Annotated in this window: 21 protein-coding genes; 4 read left to right on the top strand and 17 right to left on the bottom strand. The window is 69.9% G+C overall.

The window, feature by feature from the left end:
* The first annotated feature begins 105 nt into the window (after positions 1-105).
* Positions 106-678 carry a cob(I)yrinic acid a,c-diamide adenosyltransferase gene (locus QMF80_RS00720; protein ID WP_283448573.1) on the top strand — a complete coding sequence of 191 codons (573 nt, stop codon included), beginning with the start codon at positions 106-108 and terminating at the stop codon, positions 676-678.
* On the opposite strand, the gene QMF80_RS00715 is transcribed toward QMF80_RS00720, so the two are convergent.
* On the bottom strand, positions 675-959 hold the full coding sequence (locus QMF80_RS00715) for a hypothetical protein (RefSeq protein ID WP_283448570.1): 285 nt from the start codon (positions 957-959) through the stop codon (positions 675-677). The two genes, QMF80_RS00720 and QMF80_RS00715, sit on opposite strands and share 4 nt — an antisense overlap.
* Before the next feature lie 132 nt (positions 960-1,091).
* Here QMF80_RS00715 and QMF80_RS00710 point away from each other — a divergent pair, with 132 nt between their 5' ends.
* The 3 genes from QMF80_RS00710 (at position 1,092) to QMF80_RS00700 (ending at position 5,015) form a co-directional block, all read left to right on the top strand.
* On the top strand, positions 1,092-2,294 hold the full coding sequence (locus QMF80_RS00710) for a sensor histidine kinase (RefSeq protein ID WP_283448568.1): 1,203 nt from the start codon (positions 1,092-1,094) through the stop codon (positions 2,292-2,294).
* Complete coding sequence (locus tag QMF80_RS00705) at positions 2,291-2,959, top strand: response regulator (protein WP_283448566.1); 669 nt, start codon at positions 2,291-2,293, stop codon at positions 2,957-2,959. Before QMF80_RS00710 ends, QMF80_RS00705 begins: the two co-directional genes overlap by 4 nt.
* A 229-nt stretch (positions 2,960-3,188) precedes the next feature.
* On the top strand, positions 3,189-5,015 hold the full coding sequence (locus QMF80_RS00700) for a glycosyl hydrolase family 18 protein (RefSeq protein ID WP_502962733.1): 1,827 nt from the start codon (positions 3,189-3,191) through the stop codon (positions 5,013-5,015).
* A 175-nt stretch (positions 5,016-5,190) separates the two neighbouring features.
* Here the strand turns inward: QMF80_RS00700 and QMF80_RS00695 are convergent, their stop codons facing one another.
* The 16 genes from QMF80_RS00695 to prfA all read right to left on the bottom strand — a co-directional run bounded on the left by QMF80_RS00695 (position 5,191) and on the right by prfA (position 19,979).
* Positions 5,191-5,637 (bottom strand): DUF2550 domain-containing protein, encoded by a 447-nt coding sequence (locus QMF80_RS00695; RefSeq protein WP_283448565.1) that lies wholly within the window; start codon positions 5,635-5,637, stop codon positions 5,191-5,193.
* A 129-nt stretch (positions 5,638-5,766) separates the two neighbouring features.
* Positions 5,767-6,141, bottom strand: coding sequence for a F0F1 ATP synthase subunit epsilon (locus QMF80_RS00690; protein ID WP_283448563.1), 375 nt, complete (start codon positions 6,139-6,141; stop codon positions 5,767-5,769).
* Between the two features lie 128 nt (positions 6,142-6,269).
* Positions 6,270-7,712 carry a F0F1 ATP synthase subunit beta gene (gene atpD, locus QMF80_RS00685; protein WP_283448561.1) on the bottom strand — a complete coding sequence of 481 codons (1,443 nt, stop codon included), beginning with the start codon at positions 7,710-7,712 and terminating at the stop codon, positions 6,270-6,272.
* Complete coding sequence (locus tag QMF80_RS00680; RefSeq protein ID WP_283448559.1) at positions 7,712-8,629, bottom strand: F0F1 ATP synthase subunit gamma; 918 nt, start codon at positions 8,627-8,629, stop codon at positions 7,712-7,714. The genes atpD and QMF80_RS00680 overlap by 1 nt, the downstream gene beginning before the upstream one ends.
* 20 nt (positions 8,630-8,649) lie before the next feature.
* Positions 8,650-10,245: a F0F1 ATP synthase subunit alpha gene (gene atpA, locus QMF80_RS00675; protein WP_283448558.1), complete on the bottom strand. Its 1,596-nt coding sequence runs from the start codon at positions 10,243-10,245 to the stop codon at positions 8,650-8,652.
* Between the two features lie 129 nt (positions 10,246-10,374).
* Positions 10,375-11,190, bottom strand: a complete 816-nt coding sequence (locus QMF80_RS00670; protein WP_283448557.1) for a F0F1 ATP synthase subunit delta — start codon at positions 11,188-11,190, stop codon at positions 10,375-10,377.
* A complete protein-coding gene (locus QMF80_RS00665; RefSeq protein WP_283448556.1) occupies positions 11,187-11,732 on the bottom strand; it encodes a F0F1 ATP synthase subunit B in 546 nt (181 codons plus the stop codon). Before QMF80_RS00665 ends, QMF80_RS00670 begins: the two co-directional genes overlap by 4 nt.
* 40 nt (positions 11,733-11,772) lie before the next feature.
* Positions 11,773-12,024, bottom strand: coding sequence for an ATP synthase subunit C-like protein (locus tag QMF80_RS00660; RefSeq protein ID WP_283448554.1), 252 nt, complete (start codon positions 12,022-12,024; stop codon positions 11,773-11,775).
* A gap of 73 nt (positions 12,025-12,097) precedes the next feature.
* Complete coding sequence (gene atpB / locus QMF80_RS00655) at positions 12,098-12,934, bottom strand: F0F1 ATP synthase subunit A (RefSeq protein WP_283448820.1); 837 nt, start codon at positions 12,932-12,934, stop codon at positions 12,098-12,100.
* A gap of 213 nt (positions 12,935-13,147) precedes the next feature.
* Positions 13,148-13,594, bottom strand: coding sequence for a Cg1360 family ATP-synthase-associated protein (locus QMF80_RS00650; protein WP_283448552.1), 447 nt, complete (start codon positions 13,592-13,594; stop codon positions 13,148-13,150).
* A gap of 260 nt (positions 13,595-13,854) precedes the next feature.
* Entirely contained in the window at positions 13,855-15,186 is a 1,332-nt protein-coding gene (locus QMF80_RS00645) for an MraY family glycosyltransferase (protein ID WP_283448819.1), read from the bottom strand.
* Between the two features lie 104 nt (positions 15,187-15,290).
* Positions 15,291-16,523, bottom strand: a complete 1,233-nt coding sequence (glyA, locus tag QMF80_RS00640; RefSeq protein ID WP_283448550.1) for a serine hydroxymethyltransferase — start codon at positions 16,521-16,523, stop codon at positions 15,291-15,293.
* An 88-nt stretch (positions 16,524-16,611) separates the two neighbouring features.
* Entirely contained in the window at positions 16,612-17,250 is a 639-nt protein-coding gene (locus QMF80_RS00635) for an arsenate reductase/protein-tyrosine-phosphatase family protein (protein ID WP_283448548.1), read from the bottom strand.
* Positions 17,247-17,894, bottom strand: a complete 648-nt coding sequence (locus QMF80_RS00630; protein ID WP_283448545.1) for an L-threonylcarbamoyladenylate synthase — start codon at positions 17,892-17,894, stop codon at positions 17,247-17,249. The genes QMF80_RS00635 and QMF80_RS00630 overlap by 4 nt, the downstream gene beginning before the upstream one ends.
* Positions 17,895-17,955: 61 nt before the next feature.
* Entirely contained in the window at positions 17,956-18,837 is an 882-nt protein-coding gene (gene prmC / locus QMF80_RS00625) for a peptide chain release factor N(5)-glutamine methyltransferase (protein WP_283448543.1), read from the bottom strand.
* A 62-nt stretch (positions 18,838-18,899) separates the two neighbouring features.
* Positions 18,900-19,979: a peptide chain release factor 1 gene (gene prfA, locus QMF80_RS00620; protein ID WP_283448539.1), complete on the bottom strand. Its 1,080-nt coding sequence runs from the start codon at positions 19,977-19,979 to the stop codon at positions 18,900-18,902.
* Positions 19,980-19,992 lie beyond the last annotated feature (13 nt).

The following is a 19,992-nucleotide window of genomic DNA, read 5'->3' as shown; positions in this document are numbered from 1 at the left end:
CACGTACGTCCAGTACAAGGGCTTCCGGCCGACCCGCCCGGAGCACGCGCCGGACGCCGCTCCTCGACGGGCACACACTGCCTGACGCGGCACTAGGCTGACGGCATGGTGAACCTCACGCGCATCTACACCCGTACCGGTGACCAGGGCACGACCGCTCTGGGCGACATGAGCCGGACCGCCAAGACCGACCTGCGGATCTCCGCGTACGCCGATGCCAACGAGGCCAACGCGGCCATCGGGGCGGCGATCGCCCTCGGCGCGCTCGCCGAGGACCTCGTCGCGGTGCTGGTCCGGGTGCAGAACGACCTGTTCGACGTGGGCGCCGACCTGTGCACCCCGGTGGTGGAGGACCCGAAGTACCCGCCGCTCCGGGTGGAGCAGTTCTACGTCGACAAGCTGGAGGCGGACTGCGACACCTACAACGAGGAGCTGGAGAAGCTGCGCAGCTTCATCCTGCCCGGCGGTACCCCCGGCGCGGCCCTGCTGCACCAGGCGTGCACGGTGGTCCGGCGCGCCGAGCGGTCCACCTGGGCGGCCCTGGAGGCGCACGGCGAGTCGATGAACCCGCTGACCGCGACCTACCTCAACCGGCTCTCCGACCTGCTGTTCATCCTGGCGCGCACGGCCAACAAGGAAGCCGGGGACGTGCTGTGGGTGCCGGGCGGCGAGCGCTAGGACGCCGAACGGCCGGCCTTGGACGCGGAGGCTGCCGGGACGGGGGCCTTGTGGGGCCAGAGCGAGTACGTCGCGGCGATGACCGCGTGGATCGCGAGCACCCGCAGGGCCACGGCCTGCCAGTCGCGCAGCGGGCCGGTGGCGGCCGGATCGCCGTCGTAGCGGATCACGGCCTCCAGCAGCGCGGCCAGGCCACCGGCCGGCAGCACCCAGAAACCGGCCTCGCGGGTGATGATCAGGGGTGACGAGTACGGGATCCTCCTCCTACGCTTCCTCGGCACCCCTCCAGGCGTCCGGGCCGCCGGGGTCCGTTGCGTCGTCGGCGGTGACGAACCCCGACTGCATCCTTCGGTGTAGTGGATCTCCGCCGCCGCGCCGAGGTGGGGGCCCGCGCCGCCGTGTTGGATGGGACCGTGACTCCGCGCCCGCCCCGCCCGCACCGCGACGACGTGCTCCTCGCCGTCGTCAGCGTGTTCGCGGGCCTGCTGCTGTGGGCGCTCGGCGTCCACAGCAACGCCACCCGCCACCTCCTGCCCGCGTGGGCGGCGCTGGTGCCGTTGGTGTCCCTGGGCGCGATGGAACTGCTGCGCCGCTCCGCGCCCCGCGCTGCCCTCGCCGTCGGCACGGCCGGGATCGTCGCCGACCAGTTCACGGTGGGAAATCTGGCCACCGTGCTGATCTTCACGGACCTGATGTACGCCGCCGTGGTCTACGGGAAGCCCGCCATGGCCCGGCGGCTCCCGGTCACCACGGGCCTGATCACGGTGGCCGCGACCATCACCGCCGTGGCCTGGTTGCGCACCCCGCAGGCCCTGCTCATCGGCGCGCTCACCGGCCTCGTCTGCTTCGCTCCCGCGCTCACCGGGGCCACCCTGCGCAATCACCGCGAGGCGGCGGTGGCGGCGCGGCTGCGGGCCGAGCAGACCGCACTGCTGGCCGAGATGGACCGCAGCCAGGCCGTGACCGCCGAACGCGCGCGGATGGCCCGCGAGCTGCACGACATGGTCGCCAACCACCTGTCGGCGATCGCCATCCACTCCACCGCGGCGCTGTCCATCGACTCCCCCGCGACCAGCCGCGAGGCGCTCGGGGTGATCCGCGAGAACAGCGTGCAGGGGCTGGCCGAAATGCGTCGGCTGATCGGACTGCTGCGGGACGCGGGGGCCGGGACGGAAGCGGCCGCGACCCCTTCGCTGGACGGGCTGACGGCCCTGGTCGAGCAGGCCGGGGTGACGGGGTCGGCGACCGGGCTGGAGTTCGTCCTGCTGGACGGGCGGGCGCCCGGGGACGCGGGCGGGCCGCTGCCCGCACCGGTGGAGCTGGCGGCGTACCGGATCGTCCAGGAGTCCCTGACGAACGCCGTCAAGCACGCCTCCGCCGGCACGGTCACGGTCCGCGTCGAGCGCTCCGGCCCCCTGCTGGTGGTGGGCGTGGACTCGCCGTACGGGCCCGGGCGGCCCGGAGCGGGTCCGCGGGCCCCCGGCTCCGGGGCAGGGCTGGTGGGGATGCGGGAACGGACGGAACTGCTGGGCGGCGCCTTCACGGCGGGCGCCCGGGACACGGTGTGGCGGGTGCGGGCCGAGCTGCCCGCCGAGGAGAAGGCGGCGGAGCGATGAGTGCGGACCCCATCCGGGTCGTGGTGGCCGAGGACCAGGGCGCGGTGCGCGCGGGGCTGGTGCTGATCCTGCGCAGCGCGCGGGACGTCGAGGTGGTCGGGGAGGCGGCGGACGGGGTGGAGGCGGTCCGCCTCGCCCGGGAGCTGCGGCCGGACGTGGTGCTGATGGACGTGCAGATGCCTCTCCTCGACGGGGTCTCGGCCACGCGCCAGGTGGTCACCGAGGCGCTGGCGGACGTCCTCGTGCTGACCACCTTCGACCTGGACGAGTACGTCTTCGGGGCGCTGCGGGCGGGCGCGGCGGGGTTCTTGCTGAAGAGCGCGGAGGCGCGGGACCTGATCGGGGCGGTGCGTACGGTCGCGCGCGGAGAGGGCCTGATCTCGCCCGCGGTGACCCGGCGGCTGATCGCGGAGTTCGCGGCGCCGACGGTGGTACGCCCGCCCGCGCCACCGGAGACGGCCGCGGCGCTGGCTTCGCTGACCCGCAGGGAACGGGAGGTGCTCGGGTGTCTGGGCGAGGGACTGTCGAACGCGGAGATCGCGGTGCGCCTGACCATGGCGGAGGCCACGGTGAAGACGCATGTCAGCAGGCTCCTGGGGAAGCTGGAGTTGCGCAGCCGGGTCCAAGCGGCAGTCCTGGCACAGGAGTTGGGCATCACGCACTGACTTCTTGTGCGGAGCTGGAGCGGAGGTCTGGACCTCTTGACGGTTGGTCCAGACCTTTCTATGGTCGCCGCAACACTGTGGTGAGCGTGCCCTGACAAGGCGTGCTCACGGGCGGCGCAGGTCCCACCCCCATGCCGGGAGTCGACGCCAGCGACTCCGGCGGACCTTCGGAGGAGCACCCTTGAGCACAGCACACGCGTCACGACCGGCACCCCCACCCCGCGTCCGGCTGCTGCGGAGAGTGGCCGCGATCGTGGCCGTCCTCGCCCTTCCCCTCGCCGGGCTGGTCGGCCTCGCGAGCACCGCCCAGGCGGCCACCGCCGCCACGGCGACCTACACCAAGGTCTCCGACTGGGGCTCCGGCTTCGAGGGCAAGTGGACGGTGAAGAACACCGGCACCACCTCCCTCAGCAGCTGGACAGTGGAGTGGGACTACCCCTCCGGCACCTCGGTCACCTCGGCCTGGGACGCCACCGTCACCAGCTCCGGCACCCATTGGACCGGCAAGAACGTCGGCTGGAACGGCACCCTCGCCCCCGGCGCCAGCGTCAGCTTCGGCTTCAACGGCGCGGGCGCGGGCGCTCCCGGCGGCTGCAAGATCAACGGCGGCTCCTGCGACGGCGGCACCACTCCCCCGGCCGACGCTCCCCCCACCGCCCCCGGCACCCCCACGGCCGGCCCGGTGAGCGACACCTCGGTCGGCCTGAGCTGGACCCCGGCCACCGATGACAAGGGCGTCAAGAACTACGACGTCTACCGCGGCTCCGCCAAGATCGCGACCGTGACGGGCACCAGCTACACCGACTCGGGCCTCACCAAGGGGACGACGTACGGCTACAGCGTCACCGCCCGCGACACCATCGACCAGACCGGCCCCTCCTCGGGCACCGTGACGGTCACCACCACGGGCGGGGACACGGGCCCCGGCCCGGGCCCCGGCGGCTCCAAGGTCCAGCTCGGGTACTTCACCGACTGGGGCATCTACCAGCGCAACTACCAGGTGAAGAACATCGTCACCTCCGGGTCCGCCAGCAAGCTGACCCACATCAACTACGCCTTCGGCAACGTCACCGGCGGCAAGTGCCAGATCGGTGACGCCTACGCCGACTACCAGAAGACCTACGACGCGGCCAGCAGCGTCTCCGGCGTCGCCGACACCTGGGACCAGCCCGTCGCGGGCAACTTCAACCAGCTGCGCGAGCTGAAGAAGAAGTACCCGAACATCAAGATCCTGTGGTCCTTCGGCGGCTGGACCTGGTCCGGCGGCTTCGGCCAGGCCGCGGCCAACCCCGCCGCCTTCGCCGACTCCTGCTACAGCCTGGTCGAGGACCCGCGCTGGGCCGACGTGTTCGACGGCATCGACGTCGACTGGGAGTACCCGAACGCCTGCGGCCTGTCCTGCGACACCAGCGGCGCCGCGGCCCTGAAGAACGTGCTGTCCGCTCTGCGCGCCAAGTTCGGCGCGAACAACCTGGTCACCGCGGCCGTCACGGCCGACGGCTCGGCCGGCGGCAAGCTGGACCTCGCCGACTACGGCGCGGCCGCCCCGTACGTCGACTGGTACAACGTGATGACCTACGACTTCTTCGGCGCCTGGGACGCCAAGGGCCCGACCGCCCCGCACTCCCCGCTCACCTCGTACAACGGCATCCCGATCGCCGGGTTCAACAGCGACGCCGCCATCCAGAAGTACAAGTCCAAGGGCATCCCGGCCAACAAGCTCAACCTCGGCATCGGGTTCTACGGACGCGGCTGGACCGGCGTCACCCAGGACGCCCCCGGCGGCGCCGCCACCGGCCCGGCGCCCGGCGCCTACGAGCAGGGCATCGAGGACTACAAGGTCCTCAAGAACACCTGCCCGGTCACCGGCACCATCGCCGGCACCGCCTACGCCAAGTGCGGCAGCAACTGGTGGAGCTACGACACCCCCGCCACCATCGCCGGGAAGATGAGCTACGTGAAGAACCAGGGCCTGCGCGGCGCGTTCTTCTGGGAGTTCAGCGGCGACACCAGCAACGGTGAACTGCTCACCGCGATCGACAGCGGCCTGAAGTAGCGGGCCCGAAGCCGCGGGCCTGACGTCACGGGCCCGACATACCGGGCCCGACATACCGGGCCCGACGTACATGGCCCGGGCAGAGCGCACGGAAGAAGCCGGGGACCGGGGTCCGCCCCCCGTTCCCCGGCTTCCTCGCGTGCACCGCGTACCCGGCGCATGCCGCGTACCGCCGCTACGCCACGTTCACCCGCTGGCCCGGAGGCGCCGCCTCCAGCCACGCGAGGAACCCGGTCAGCGCGTCCTCGCTCATCGCCAGCTCCAGGCGGTCCTCGCGGTGGCGGGCGCCGAGCACGATGGCGTCGGAGAGCAGGGCCAGCTCCTCCTCGCCCTCCGGGGCGCGGCGGGACAGCACCTCGATGGCGGAACGCTCCAGGATCCGGCGCGGCCGGGGCGAGTACGAGAACACCCGGAACCACTCGATCCGGTCACCGCCGTAGCGCGCGACCCCGTACACCCAGCCCTTGCCGGAGACGTCCGGGGCGTCGGACACGCCCCAGCGCACGCTGCAGTCGAAGGTGCCGCCGGACCGCTGGATGAGCCTCCGGCGCAGCCCGAACACAAACAGCCCGATCACCACCAGGGCTACGACCACGCCGCTCACAAGCAGAGCGAGGAGCATCTTCACCGACCTCCTCGCTCATCGAATTCGGAAAACCAAAAACGGACCCGCATCGCCTCAGCCGCGACCCGGTCCGGAAAATTCCGGAACGGGCCGCGGCTGAGGAATCACACTCTTGCGGTACTGGGGTCAGTGCCCCGTCACCGCGCGCAGCCGGACATCGGCGCGACGCTCGGAAAGGCCATCGGCCTCCGACTTCGCGCGCTCCAGTGCCCGCTCCGCCCGCTCGACGTCAATCTCGTCGGCAAGCTCGGCGATCTCGGCCAGCAGGGACAACTTGTTGTCCGCGAACGAGATGAAACCGCCGTGCACCGCGGCGACAACGGTGTTGCCGTCGCTGGTGCGGATGGTCACCGGGCCCGATTCCAGCACTCCGAGAAGCGGCTGGTGACCGGGCATGACGCCGATGTCGCCGGACGTGGTGCGGGCAACAACCAGGGTGGCCTCGCCGGACCAGACACTACGGTCCGCCGCGACCAGCTCGACGTGCAGCTCAGCAGCCAAGGTGGCTCCTCGGGTCACCACCCGGCGGGAAAGCCGGGTGTTGGGTCAAATTCTAATGGGCGTGGGGAGAGGGACAGGACGCACCCGCCCCTCTCCGTCAATCAGCTGTGCTCACGAGGAGCCCGGCTTCAGGAGACGCCCAGCTCCTTGGCGTTGGCCTTGAGGTCCTCAATGCCACCGCACAGGAAGAACGCCTGCTCGGGGAAGTGGTCGTAGTCGCCGTCGCAGATCGCGTTGAACGCGGTGATCGACTCCTCCAGCGGAACGTCCGAACCGTCCACGCCGGTGAACTGCTTGGCGACGTGGGTGTTCTGCGACAGGAAGCGCTCGACACGACGGGCACGGTGGACAACGAGCTTGTCCTCCTCGCCCAGCTCGTCGATACCGAGGATCGCGATGATGTCCTGGAGGTCCTTGTACTTCTGCAGGATCCCCTTGACGCGCATCGCGGTGGCGTAGTGGTCCGCCGCGATGTACCGCGGGTCGAGGATGCGGGACGTCGAGTCCAGCGGGTCCACGGCCGGGTAGATGCCCTTCTCGGAGATCGGACGGGAAAGAACCGTCGTCGCGTCGAGGTGGGCGAAGGTGGTGGCCGGAGCCGGGTCGGTCAGGTCGTCCGCGGGGACGTAGATCGCCTGCATCGAGGTGATCGAGTGACCGCGGGTCGAGGTGATGCGCTCCTGCAGCAGACCCATCTCGTCAGCCAGGTTCGGCTGGTAACCCACGGCGGACGGCATACGGCCGAGCAGCGTGGAGACCTCGGAACCCGCCTGGGTGTAACGGAAGATGTTGTCGATGAAGAAGAGCACGTCCTGCTTCTGCACATCGCGGAAGTACTCCGCCATGGTCAGACCGGCCAGCGCCACCCGCAGACGGGTGCCCGGGGGCTCGTCCATCTGGCCGAAGACAAGCGCCGTCTTGTCGATGACGCCCGACTCGGCCATTTCCTCGATGAGGTCGTTGCCCTCACGGGTACGCTCACCGACGCCGGCGAAGACCGACACACCGTCGTGGTTGTTGGCCACGCGGTAGATCATTTCCTGGATCAGAACGGTCTTGCCGACACCGGCACCACCGAACAGACCGATCTTTCCACCCTTGACGTACGGGGTGAGAAGGTCGATGACCTTGACGCCGGTCTCGAACATCTCGGTCTTCGACTCGAGCTCGTCGAAGCGGGGCGCCTTGCGGTGGATCGGCCAGCGCTCGGTGACCTCGGAGTTGGTCTCCGGGTAGTTCAGCACCTCACCGAGGGTGTTGAACACCTTGCCCTTGGTGAAGTCACCGACGGGGACGGTGATGCCCTCGCCCGTGTTGGTCACCGGGGCCTGGCGGACCAGACCGTCGGTGGGCTGCATCGAGATGGTGCGGACCACGCCGTCACCCAGGTGCTGGGCGACTTCCAGGGTCAGCGTCTTGAGCTTGCCGTTCTCGGCCGGGTCGGCGACCTGGACCTTGAGGGCGTTGTAGATCTCGGGCATCGCGTCGACGGGGAACTCCACGTCGACGACCGGGCCGATGACCCGGGCGACGCGGCCCGTGGCGGCGGCCGTCTCAACAGTGGTCGTCATTACTTGTCACTCCCCGCGGTCGCGTCTGCCATGGCGCTGGCGCCACCGACGATCTCGCTGATTTCCTGGGTGATTTCGGCCTGGCGGGCCGCGTTGGCAAGCCGGGAGAGGCTCTTGATGAGATCCCCGGCGTTGTCGGTCGCCGACTTCATCGCGCGGCGGCGGGCGGCGTGCTCGGAAGCGGCCGACTGCAGCAGTGCGTTGTAGATACGGCTCTCGACGTAGCGCGGCAGCAGGGCGTCGAGGACGTCCTCCGCCGACGGCTCGAAGTCGAACAGCGGAAGGATCTCGCCCTTCGCGCTGGTCTCCTGCGACGCCTGGTCGAGGCTGAGCGGCAGCATCCGGCCGTCCACCGCGCTCTGCGTCATCATCGACACGAACTCCGTGTAGACGATGTGCAGCTCGTCGACGCCGCCCTCGGCCGTGTCCGTCTGGATGGCCTCGATCAGCGGCGCCGCGACGCGCTTGGCGTCGGCGTAGGCCGGGCTGTCGGTGAAGCCGGTCCACGAGTCCGCGACCTTGCGCTCACGGAACCCGTAGTAGGCGACACCCTTGCGGCCGACGATGTACGTGTCGACCTCCTTGCCCTCGCCGCGCAGCCGCTCGGTGAGCCGCTCCGCCTGCTTGAGGGAGTTCGAGGAGTAGCCGCCGGCCAGACCGCGGTCGCTCGTGATGAGCACGATCGCGGCCCGCACCGGCGCCTCGACCTCGGTGGTCAGGGCGTGCTTGGTGTTCGAGCCGGTCGCCACCGCGGTCACCGCACGGGTGAGCTCGGTCGCGTACGGCATCGATGCCGCCACCTTGCGCTGCGCCTTGACGATGCGCGAGGCGGCGATCATCTCCATCGCCTTGGTGATCTTCTTGGTCGCCGTGACGGCACGGATGCGACGCTTGTAGACCCGGAGCTGCGCTCCCATGAGTCAGGTCCCTTCCGTCGTCACTTGGAGACGTTGACGGCCGGTGCGTCCTCGCCCAGCAGCTTGCCGTCCGAGGTCTCGAACTGCCGCTTGAAGTTGGCGATGGCGTCACCGATCGAGGTGAGGGTGTCGTTCGACATCTTCGCGCCCTCGGCGATGGAGGTGAGGAGGTCCTTGCGCTCGCGGCGCAGGTGCTCCAGCAGCTCCGTCTCGAAGCGACGGATGTCGTTGACCGGGACGTCGTCCATCTTGCCGGTGGTACCGGCCCAGACGGAGACGACCTGCTCCTCGACGGGCATCGGCTGGTACTGGCCCTGCTTCAGCAGCTCGACCAGACGCTTGCCGCGCTCCAGCGAAGCCTTCGACGCGGCGTCCAGGTCGGAACCGAAGGCGGCGAACGCCTCCAGCTCGCGGTACTGGGCCAGGTCCAGACGCAGACGGCCGGACACCTGGCGCATGGCCTTGTGCTGGGCCGAACCACCGACGCGGGAGACCGAGATACCGACGTTCAGCGCCGGGCGCTGGCCCGCGTTGAACAGGTCGGACTCAAGGAAGCACTGACCGTCGGTGATGGAGATGACGTTGGTCGGGATGAACGCCGACACGTCGTTCGCCTTGGTCTCGACGATCGGCAGACCGGTCATCGAACCGGCGCCCATCTCGTCGGAGAGCTTCGCGCAGCGCTCGAGCAGACGCGAGTGCAAGTAGAAGACGTCGCCCGGGTAGGCCTCACGGCCCGGCGGGCGGCGCAGCAGCAGCGACACGGCGCGGTAGGCGTCGGCCTGCTTCGACAGGTCGTCGAAGATGATCAGGACGTGCTTGCCGGCGTACATCCAGTGCTGGCCGATGGCCGAGCCGGTGTACGGCGCCAGGTACTTGAAGCCGGCCGGGTCGGACGCCGGGGCGGCGACGATCGTCGTGTACTCGAGCGCGCCGGCCTCTTCCAGGGCGCCGCGAACGGACGCGATGGTCGAGCCCTTCTGGCCGATGGCGACGTAGATGCAGCGGACCTGCTTGTTCACGTCGCCGGAGCGCCAGTTGTCACGCTGGTTGATGATCGTGTCGACGGCCAGAGCGGTCTTGCCGGTCTGACGGTCACCGATGACCAGCTGACGCTGGCCGCGGCCGATCGGCACCATCGCGTCGATGGCCTTGTAGCCGGTCTGCATCGGCTCGTGGACCGACTTGCGGACCATGACGCCGGGGGCCTGCAGTTCGAGGGCGCGGCGGCCCTCGGTCGCGATCTCGCCGAGACCGTCGATCGGGTTGCCGAGCGGGTCGACAACGCGGCCGAGGTAACCCTCGCCGACGCCGACGGAGAGCACCTCACCGGTGCGCTGCACCGGCTGGCCCTCCTCGATACCGCTGAACTCGCCGAGGACGACCGCACCGATCTCGCGCTCGTCGAGGTTGAGGGCGAGACCAAGGGTTCCGTCCTCGAACTTCAGCAGTTCGTTCGCCATGGCGGAGGGCAGACCCTCCACCTTCGCGATGCCGTCGCCGGCAACGCTGACCGTTCCGACCTCCTCGCGCGAGGCCGCGTCCGGCTGGTACGACTGGACAAAAGTCTCCAGTGCGTCCCGGATCTCCTCCGGCCGGATCGTGAGCTCCGCCATCTGGGTTCCCTGCTCTCCTTGTTGGGCCTGAAGCTTCTTAGGGGTCTGGGGGCGACCCCCAGGAATCTTCTGCAAGTTCTGCACGGCCCAACCGGGCCGCTGGACATGCTGTATGTGGTGGGTGGCCGGTCAGCCGGCCATGCGGCGGGACGCCTCACTGAGGCGGTCCGCGATGGTGCCGTCGATGACCTCGTCGCCGACCCGCACCACGATCCCGCCGAGGACCGCGGGGTCCACGTCGAGGTTCAGGTGCATCTGGCGGCCGTAGATCTTCGCCAGCACCCCGCCGAGGCGCTGCTTCTGCACGTCGCTGAGCGGAACCGCCGTGGTCACCGTGGCGACCATGCGGCTGCGGCGCTCGGCTGCGAGCTTGGAGAGGGACTCGAGTCCCGCCTCCAGGCCGCGGCCACGCGGGTGCGTGACGAGGCGTACGACCAGACGCTCGGTGACCGGGTTGGCCTTGCCGCCGAGCAGGCTGCGGAGCAGCTCGCTCTTGGCGGCGGCCGAGGCCGCGCGGTCGGTCAGCGCGGAGCGCAGCTCGGTGCTCGAGGAGACGATCCGGCCGAACCGGAACACCTCGTCCTCGACCTCGTCGAGCGCGCCCGCCTGCTGGGCACCGGTGAGGTCGGACGTGTCCGCCAGCTCCTCCAGTGCGTCCACCAGGGCACGCGACCGCGACCAGCGGGACCGGACCATGCCGGACACCAGGTCGAGGGTCTCCCCGCCCACCTGGCCGCCCAGCAGGCGACCGGCCAGCTCGGCCTTGGCCTCGCCGGCCTTCGACGGGTCGGTGAGGACCCGACGCAGCGAGACCTCACGGTCGAGCAGCGCGGTGACGGCAGCCAGCTCGCCGCCGAGCTTCGCCGCGTCGACGGACGTGTTGTCCGTCAGCGCGTCGAGACGCTCGCGTGCGGCGGCCAGTGCCTCGCGGCTCGCTCCGTTCATCGGGCCGCCTCGGCCTTCTCCTCGAGCTCGCCGAGGAAACGGTCGATGGTGCGGCTCTGCCGGGCGTGGTCCTCGAGGGACTCGCCGACGAGCTTGCCGGCCAGGTCGGTGGCGAGCTTGCCCACGTCCTGACGCAGCGCGTGAGACGCGGCCTTGCGGTCGGCCTCGATCTGGGCGTGACCGGCAGCGATGATCTCCTCACGCTGCCGCTGGCCCTCGGCACGCATTTCTGCGATGAGCGAGGCGCCCTGCTCCTGTGCCTCCTGGCGCAGGCGCGCGGCCTCGTGCCGGGCTTCGGCGAGCTGGGCCTTGTACTGCTCCAGCACGCTCTGGGCCTCGGTCTGGGCCGCGTCGGCCTTCTCGATGCCACCCTCGATGGCCTCGCGACGCTCTTCCAGAACCTTGTTGATGTTCGGGAGGAGCTTCTTCGCGAGGAAACCGAAGACGATGACAAAGGCGATCAGGCCGATGACAAGCTCGGGAATCGGCGGGATGAGGGGGTTTTCCGCCTCTTCGGCCGCGAGCTGAACCAGAGGGTTCACATCAGTGCCTTCCGTCTAAAGGGTCTGTTCGCTACCGAGATCAGGAGGACGTCGGGTAGACGAACGGCATGACCAGACCGATGAGGGCGAGCGCCTCACAGAAGGCGAAGCCGAGGATCTGGTTGGCGCGGATCAGGCCGGCGGCCTCGGGCTGGCGGGCCAGGGCCTGCGTGCCGTTGCCGAAGATGATGCCGACGCCGACGCCGGGGCCGATGGCCGCGAGGCCGTAGCCGATGGAGCCGAGGTTGCCCTTGATTTCGACGCCAGCAGCGAGGGTCTGGAGAGCGGACATGCCGGTTCTTCCTTCTCTTTCATGGACCGGTGGGGGTTGGCCACCGGACGACTGATGGTTTGGGGGTGGGCGGTCAGTGGTGCTCGGCGACGGCGCCCTGGAGGAAGCTGCAGGCCAGCAGCACGAAGACGTAGGCCTGAACTGCCTGGATGAAGAGCTCGAAGGCGGTCATCACGATGACCATCACGAACGAGACACCCGCGTAAGCGATGCCGATGCCGTTCAGCAGGTACCAGCTGGCGATCGTGAAGAGCAGCAGCAGGGTGTGACCCGCGAACATGTTCGCGAACAGTCGGACCGCGTGGGTGAACGGGCGGACGATCACGTTCGAGAAGAACTCGATCAGCATCACCAGCGGAAGGATCCCGCCGAGGGACTTGTCGTAGCCCGTGAGGTTCTTCAGACCACCGATGAAACCGTGGCGCTTAAAGGTGACCGACATCCACATGACGTAGATGAGGAGAGCCAGGGCCGCCGGGTACGCGATGACCGAGGTCACCGGGAACTGGGCGAGCGGGATGATCGACCAGAGGTTCATCATCCAGACGAAGAAGAACGTCGCGACCATGAAGGGGACGTACTTCTGGCCTTCCTTCTTGCCCATCGTCTCGTAGACGATGCCGGTGCGCACGAAGTCGTAACCAGCCTCGGCAATCATCTGGAGCTTTCCGGGAACCAGCTTCGGCTTACGGAACGCGGCCCAGAAGAAACCGACGATGATGACGGTCCCGAGCAGTGCGAGCAGCATCGTCTTGTTGAAATAGACGCTGCTGTCCGCGTCGCCGAAAATCGGCTTGAACAGGAACGAGTGCAGGCCAGGAGCCGGGAAGCCACAGCCGTCGAAGATGTGGCAATCGGTCTCGAAGGCGAGCACCGTCGTCGGGTCAGCACTCACCGCGGGCTCCTTCAGCGTGGCGCATAGGTACGGCAACCTCGTTGTGTCGGCGCGGCGCACAGCCGCGGTTCGGCACGGGACTGGTCTTACGGATGTGGGGGCGGCGGCTTGCAGGCATTGAGCCTCGCGATTGAGCAGGCGTCAGCTCAGATGCCCGCGCCCGCGATGCCGCAGTTGGCACCGGACGATAGCAGCATCTCGAACGAGCACTTATTCCGCCCCTACCGTTCACGACGAGGACCCCGTGTTTTCGGGCTTCTCACCCTTGCCGCCCTTGGAGGCTTCGGGCTCGACGTAAAGGATCTTGGCCTTCATGTGCGCGCGGGTCTGCGCGCCGATCCAAGCGAGGGTCGCCGCGACGAGTGTGATCGCGAATGCCTTGGGATGGAACAGCGTCGTGTCTCTGAACACGGCGACGAAGACGAAGAGCAACAGAATCTGGGTCGTGTAAAGGACCAGACCCATCATCTGGAACAGGTGGGGCATCGATCGCGCCGTGCGTTGCAGAACGACGGAGCCGATACCCATGAAGAGAATAACGACCAGGGTGGCGACGACGGCGCCGACGGCTCCCTTGCCGCCCACGACAACACCGCTGACGATGGCGGCAATCGCGCCGACAGCAGCGGTGGGTACCGCGGTATGCAGAAGGGATCGGGCGTCATCAGACCGCATGGCGCATGGCTCCGCGTGGTGGTGGGGGTTTTCGGGACTCGTACGAGACGAGCGTAAGCCCGGTCCGAGAGAGAGCCTCGGGCCAATGGACCGTCGCACTACGGTCCTTCGGCTCTGTCGCCGGGTTTAGTGAACGGTATCACAAACTATTTGATGAGAGCTTTACCTGGGTGGTGTGCTCACTGTCACACATGAGAGCTAACCCGCCCGTGTGTGCAGGACAGCCAACTGTTCTGTCTGATATAGGGCGTTCAGTCCTATTACCGGAGCCGCGAACGAGGGCCTACGGCGGTCGCCCCGTTGACGCCGGAGACCCCGGCGACCACCTTGGGCGCTCCGTCCGGTGCGGGCTCGGGCTCCTCGCCCGAGGTGTCCTGGACCGCGGCCTCCGCCGCGGCCTCGGCCGCGCGCTCGGAATGCCGGTAGCGCGGCGGCACCAGTCCCTCGGCCCACCGCGGGGCCCGCGGGGTGAACCGCGGCAGCAGGAGCAGTACGAGCCCCACCGCGCTCAGCGCGACGATGGCCAGCACGATCCACATGGAGGCGGAGCTCACCGAGTACGCCACGGCGCCGAAGGCGATCAGCGCCGACCAGAAGTACATGATCAGGACGGCCCGGCTGTGGGAATGTCCGATCTCCAGCAGCCGGTGGTGCAGGTGCCCGCGGTCGGCGGCGAACGGCGACTGCCCGTTCCAGGTGCGCCGCACGATCGCCAGCACCAGGTCCGCCACCGGGACCGCGATGATCGTCAGCGGCAGCAGCAGCGGGATGAAGACGGGCAGCATCGCGTGCGTCGCGTTGCGCTCACCACCCGCGAACAGCGCCAGCGCGTCCGGGTCCACCTGGCCGGTGATGGAGATGGCGGAGGCGGCCAGCACGAGACCGATCAGCATCGACCCGGAGTCGCCCATGAAGATGCGCGCCGGGTGCATGTTGTGCGGCAGGAAGCCGATGCACATGCCCATCAGGATCGCGGCGAACAGGGTCGCGGGCGCGGCCGCCTCGATCGCGTAGCCGTACCAGATCCGGTAGGAGTACAGGAAGAACGCGGCGGCGGCGATGCAGACCAGACCGGCGGCGAGACCGTCGAGGCCGTCCACGAAGTTCACGGCGTTGATGGTGATCACGACGAGCGCGACCGTGAGCAGGTTGCCCTGCCACTGGGTGAGCGAGACCGTGCCGACTCCGGGGACCGGGATGAACAGGATCGTCAGCCCCTGCATGACCATCACGCCGGCGGAGATCATCTGCGCGCCGAGCTTGATCAGGGCGTCGATCTCGAACTTGTCGTCGAGGACGCCGACCAGCCAGATCAGCGCCGCTCCGGAGAGCAGCGCCCGCGGTTCGTTCGACAGCTCGAAGACGCCGTTGAGGTTCGGCAGGTGGTCGGCGACCAGCAGGCCCGCGCACAGTCCGCCGAACATCGCGATGCCGCCGAGCCGCGGTGTGGGCTCGCGGTGCACGTCGCGGGCGCGGATCGCCGGCATCGCGCCGACCGCGATCGCGAACTTCCGTACCGGCCCGGTCAGCAGGTACGTCACCGCCGCCGTGACGCAGAGCGTCAGCAGATATTCACGCACGGGCTGCCCCAGATGTATCGCCGGCCATCTCAGCCCCACACATTAGCCGCGATGTCCCCATGGAAGAGGACGCGAGGTCGCCCCGAAGCGGTTGCGGGGGCCGCCACTTGCCTTCGTCACTCCCCGTACGGGGGAAATCCGAGGGCCAGCTCGGCGGCTTCCGCCCTGATCCGGCCCGCGTCCCCGCCCGTCAGAGCCGCCGTGAACAGCGCCGCGATCCGGGCCATCTCGGGCTCCCCCATGCCCTGGGTGGTCACCGCCGCGGTACCGAGGCGCAGGCCGCGCTGGTCCCCGTACGGCAGGGCGCAGGTGTCCAGCACCATTCCCGCCGCCGCCAGGCGGCCGCGGGCGGCCGGGCCGTCCACGCCGAGGGGGGCGGGATCCGCGGTGATCAGGTGGGTGTCGGTGCCGCCGGTGGTGACCGCGAAGCCCCTGCTGCCGAGGGCCTCGGCGAGGGCGCGGGCGTTGGCGACGACCCGGTGCGCGTAGGTGGTGAAGGCGGGGGTCGCGGCCTCGCCGAAGGCGACGGCCTTGGCGGCGATGGTGTGCATCTGGGCGCCGCCCTGGGTGAAGGGGAAGACGGCCCGGTCGATCCGCTCCGCGAACTCCGCGCCGCACAGGATCATCCCGCCGCGCGGGCCGCGCAGCACCTTGTGCGTGGTGGCGCAGACGACGTCCGCGTACGGGACGGGGCTCGGGGCGGCCCCGCCCGCGACCAGCCCGATGGGGTGGGCGGCGTCCACGATCAGGTGGGCCCCGACCTCGTCGGCGATCTCGCGGAAGGCGGAGTACTCGGGGTGGCGGGGGTAGGAGATCGAGCCGCAGACGATGGCCCTGGGCCGGTGGGTCCTGGCCAGCTCCTGCACCTGGAGGTAGTCGATGAGGCCGGTCACGGCGTCGACGCCGTAGGGGACGAAGTCGAACCAGCGGCCGGAGAAGTTCGCCGGGGAGCCGTGGGTCAGGTGTCCGCCGTACGCGAGCCCCATGGCCAGCACGGTGTCGCCGGGCCGCAGCAGGGCGGCGTACGCGGCGAGCACGGCGGCGGAGCCGGAATGCGGCTGGACGTTGGCGTGCTCCGCGCCGAACAGTGCGCGGGCCCGTTCGACGGCGACCCGTTCGGCCTGGTCGGCGTACTCGCAGCCACCGTGGTGGCGGGCGCCGGGGTAGCCCTCGGCGTACTTGTTGGCGAGGGCGGAGCCGAGGGCCGCCAGGACGGCGGCGGAGGTGAAGTTCTCGGCGGCGATCAGCTGGAGGGTCTCGGCCTGCCGCCGCGTCTCGCCGGCCAGCACGTCGGCCATCTGCGGATCCTGGCGGCGCAGGGTGTTCGTCGGCTGGGTGATGACGCTCATGGCGCGGCTCCGACGCGGTGGATGGACCGGATACCGCCACTGTAGGCCCGCGCCGCGGATCCCGCCCCGCGGGCCGCTCGGGCGCCGCTCAGCGTCGGCCGTCGACGCCCGTCAGGGCCGCGACGACCGGGTCCAGCGCCTGCTGGATCTCGTCGCCGATGGAGCGGAAGAAGGTGATCGGGGCGCCGTACGGGTCGTACACCTCGTCCGCGTCGGGCGACGGGGCCAGCAGCCAGCCGCGCAGGGCCGCGGCGGCCCGCACCAGCGCGCGCGCCCGCTCCGCCATGCCGTCGTCGAGCGGCGGCAGCGTCGCGGGGTCTATGGCCCGCACCAGCCGGGTGAACTCCTTCAGGGTGAAGGTCCGCAGCCCGGCCGAGTGCCCCATGGAGATGACCTGCGCCCGGTGGTCGCGGGTCGCGGTGAGCACCAGGTCGGCGCGTATCACGTGCTCGTCCAGCAGCTCGCGCCCGATGAACCCGCTCGCGTCCGCGCCGAAGTCCGCGAGGACGGCCGCCGCGTTGGCCTCCATGGGCGCGCCCTCGTGCCCCCAGGTGCCCGCGCTCTCGACGATCAGGCCGCCCGCGGGCGTCCCGCCGAGGCGGTGGGTCAGGGCGTGGCGGGTCAGCCGCTCGGTGATGGGCGAGCGGCAGACGTTGCCGGTGCTGACGTGGAGTATGCGGAAGGCGTCCCCCCCGGCCGTTGCTATGCCACGCCCCTGAGGGCTCACGGAGCCACCTCGAGGTCGGGTACGACCTCGCGCAGCTGGTCCGCGGTCAGTGCCCCCTCGCGCAGCAGGACGGGAACCTTCCCGGTGACGTCGACGATCGAGGACGGCTGGATGCCCGGGGTGGGGCCGCCGTCCAGGTACACGGACACGGAGTCGCCGAGCATCTCGCGGGCGGCGTCGCAGTCCTCCGGCGCCGGGTGCCCGGTCAGGTTCGCCGAGGAGACGGCCATCGGGCCGACCTCGGTCAGCAGCTCGATCGCGACGGGGTGCAGGGGCATGCGGACGGCCACCGTGCCGCGGGTCTCACCGAGGTCCCAGGCCAGCGACGGCTGGTGCTTGGCGACCAGGGTCAGGGCGCCGGGCCAGAAGGCGTCGACCAGCTCCCAGGCCTGCTCGGTGAAGTCCGTGACCAGGCCGTGCAGGGTGTTCGGGGAGCCGATGAGCACGGGGGTGGGCATGTTGCGGCCCCGGCCCTTGGCGGCCAGCAGGTCGCCGACGGCCTCCGCGCTGAAGGCGTCCGCGCCGATGCCGTACAGCGTGTCCGTGGGCAGCACGACGAGCTCTCCGCGGCGCACGGCGGATGCGGCTTCACGCAGGCCCGTCTTACGGTCCGTCGCGTCGTTGCAGTCGTATCGCCGGGCCATCAGGGGGCCTCCTCGTGCGGGGTGATCGTGGCAGGGGTGTGCACAGGGCGCGTCGCGCTCATCACGGCATGGCCTTGCGGGCGGTCGCGAAGCGCGGGCGGTTGTTCAGGTCGGGGTGGTCGGCGGCGTCGGCCCAGCCCCGCTCCTCGGCGAAGATCCACGGGACCTGGCCGCCCTGGGTGTCGGCGTGCTCGATGACGACGATCCCGCCGGGCCGCAGCAGCCGGTGGGCGGTGCGTTCGATGCCGCGGATGGTGTCGAGGCCGTCCTCGCCGGAGAAGAGCGCCATCTCCGGATCGTGGTCGCGGGCCTCGGGGGCGACGTACTCCCACTCGGTGAGCGGGATGTACGGCGGATTGGAGATCACCAGGTCGACCTGGCCGTCCAGCTCCGGCAGCGCGCTGAGCGCGTCGCCCTGGTGGACGGAGACCCGGGACCCGTCGGCGTTCTTGCGGGTCCACCGCAGGGCGTCCTCGGACAGCTCCACCGCGTGCACGCGCGAGCGCGGCACCTCCTGCGCCATGGCGAGCGCGATGGCGCCCGAGCCGGTGCAGAGGTCCACGATCAGCGGCTCGACCACGTCCATCGCCCGAACGGCCTGTATGGCCCAGTCCACGACGGACTCGGTCTCCGGGCGCGGTACGAAGACGCCCGGTCCCACCTGGAGCTCCAGGTAGCGGAAGAAGGCGCGTCCGGTGATGTGCTGGAGGGGTTCGCGGGCCTCGCGGCGGGCGATGGTCTCCCAGTAGCGGGCGTCGAAGTCGACGTCCTTGACCAGGTGCAGCTCCCCGCGCTTGACGCCGTGCACGAAGGCCGCGAGTTCCTCCGCGTCGAAGCGCGGAGAGGGTACGCCTGCGGCGGCCAGCCGCTGAGTGGCCTGGGCCACCTCGGCAAGCAGCAAACTGCGAGGGCCTGGGGGTCGCCCCCCAGATTGTGGCTGCACGCTGGTCCTCCGGGCTGCTGTCGTACGGGCGGGACGGACGGAAGGGTTGCTGCGCGGCAGGTTTACTGCGCGGCCGCGAGCTTGGCGGCGGAGTCGGTGTCGACGCAGGCCTGGATGACCGAATCGAGGTCGCCGTCGAGCACCTGGTCCAAGTTGTACGCCTTGAACCCGGTCCGGTGGTCGGAGATCCGGTTTTCCGGGAAGTTGTACGTACGGATCTTCTCGGACCGGTCGACGGTGCGCACCTGGCTGCGGCGCACGTCGGAGGCCTCCTGCTCGGCGGCCTCCTGGGCGGCGGCGAGGAGCCGCGAGCGCAGGATGCGCATGGCCTGCTCCTTGTTCTGGAGCTGGCTCTTCTCGTTCTGGCAGGAGGCGACCACACCGGTCGGCACGTGCGTGATGCGCACGGCGGAGTCGGTGGTGTTGACGGACTGGCCGCCGGGGCCCGAGGAGCGGTACACGTCGATGCGGAGGTCGTTCATGTTGACCTCGACCTCGACCTCCTCGGCCTCCGGGGTGACGAGCACGCCGGCGGCGGAGGTGTGGATGCGGCCCTGCGACTCGGTGGCGGGCACGCGCTGTACGCGGTGCACTCCGCCCTCGTACTTCAGCCGCGCCCAGACGCCCTGGCCGGGCTCCGTGGCGCCGTTGCCGCCCTTGGTGCGCACGGAGACCTGGACGTCCTTGTAGCCGCCCAGCTCGGACTCGGTGGCGTCGATGATCTCGGTCTTCCAGCCGACGCGCTCGGCGTAGCGCAGGTACATGCGCAGCAGGTCACCGGCGAACAGGGCGGACTCGTCGCCGCCCGCGCCCGCCTTGACCTCCAGGAGCACGTCCTTGTCGTCGCTGGGGTCGCGCGGAACGAGCAGCAGGCGGAGCTTTTCGGTCAGCTCGACGCGCTGGGCGCTCAGTTCCTTGGCCTCCGCGGCGAAGTCGGGGTCGATGGCGGCGTACTCCTTGGCCGTCTCGATGTCCTCGCCCGTCTGCTTCCACGCCCGGAACGTGGCCACGATCGGCGTCAGCTCCGCGTAGCGCTTGTTGAGCTTGCGCGCGTTGGCCTGATCGGAGTGGACCGACGGGTCGGCGAGCTTCTTCTCAAGATCGGCGTGCTCGCCGATCAGGTCCTCGACCGCCTCGAACATCGGGGGCTCCTGG

The sequence above is a fragment of the Streptomyces sp. G-G2 genome, from assembly GCF_030063135.1.
Lineage (GTDB): Bacteria > Actinomycetota > Actinomycetes > Streptomycetales > Streptomycetaceae > Streptomyces.
The sequence above is the reverse complement of the archived record's forward strand: the minus strand, read 5'-3'. Positions and strand labels throughout refer to the sequence as shown.

Excerpts from the sequence above, each read along its gene's own strand:
- QMF80_RS00670 (WP_283448557.1), bottom strand. The coding sequence starts at position 11,190 with ATGAACGGAGCGAGCCGCGAGGCACTGGCCGCCGCACGCGAGCGTCTC.
- QMF80_RS00720 (WP_283448573.1), top strand. The coding sequence starts at position 106 with ATGGTGAACCTCACGCGCATCTACACCCGTACCGGTGACCAGGGCACG.
- atpA (WP_283448558.1), bottom strand. The coding sequence starts at position 10,245 with ATGGCGGAGCTCACGATCCGGCCGGAGGAGATCCGGGACGCACTGGAG.
- prfA (WP_283448539.1), bottom strand. The coding sequence starts at position 19,979 with ATGTTCGAGGCGGTCGAGGACCTGATCGGCGAGCACGCCGATCTTGAG.
- QMF80_RS00630 (WP_283448545.1), bottom strand. The coding sequence starts at position 17,894 with ATGGCCCGGCGATACGACTGCAACGACGCGACGGACCGTAAGACGGGC.
- QMF80_RS00650 (WP_283448552.1), bottom strand. The coding sequence starts at position 13,594 with ATGCGGTCTGATGACGCCCGATCCCTTCTGCATACCGCGGTACCCACC.
- glyA (WP_283448550.1), bottom strand. The coding sequence starts at position 16,523 with ATGAGCGTCATCACCCAGCCGACGAACACCCTGCGCCGCCAGGATCCG.
- QMF80_RS00660 (WP_283448554.1), bottom strand. The coding sequence starts at position 12,024 with ATGTCCGCTCTCCAGACCCTCGCTGCTGGCGTCGAAATCAAGGGCAAC.
- QMF80_RS00680 (WP_283448559.1), bottom strand. The coding sequence starts at position 8,629 with ATGGGAGCGCAGCTCCGGGTCTACAAGCGTCGCATCCGTGCCGTCACG.
- QMF80_RS00705 (WP_283448566.1), top strand. The coding sequence starts at position 2,291 with ATGAGTGCGGACCCCATCCGGGTCGTGGTGGCCGAGGACCAGGGCGCG.
- QMF80_RS00695 (WP_283448565.1), bottom strand. The coding sequence starts at position 5,637 with ATGCTCCTCGCTCTGCTTGTGAGCGGCGTGGTCGTAGCCCTGGTGGTG.
- atpD (WP_283448561.1), bottom strand. The coding sequence starts at position 7,712 with ATGACGACCACTGTTGAGACGGCCGCCGCCACGGGCCGCGTCGCCCGG.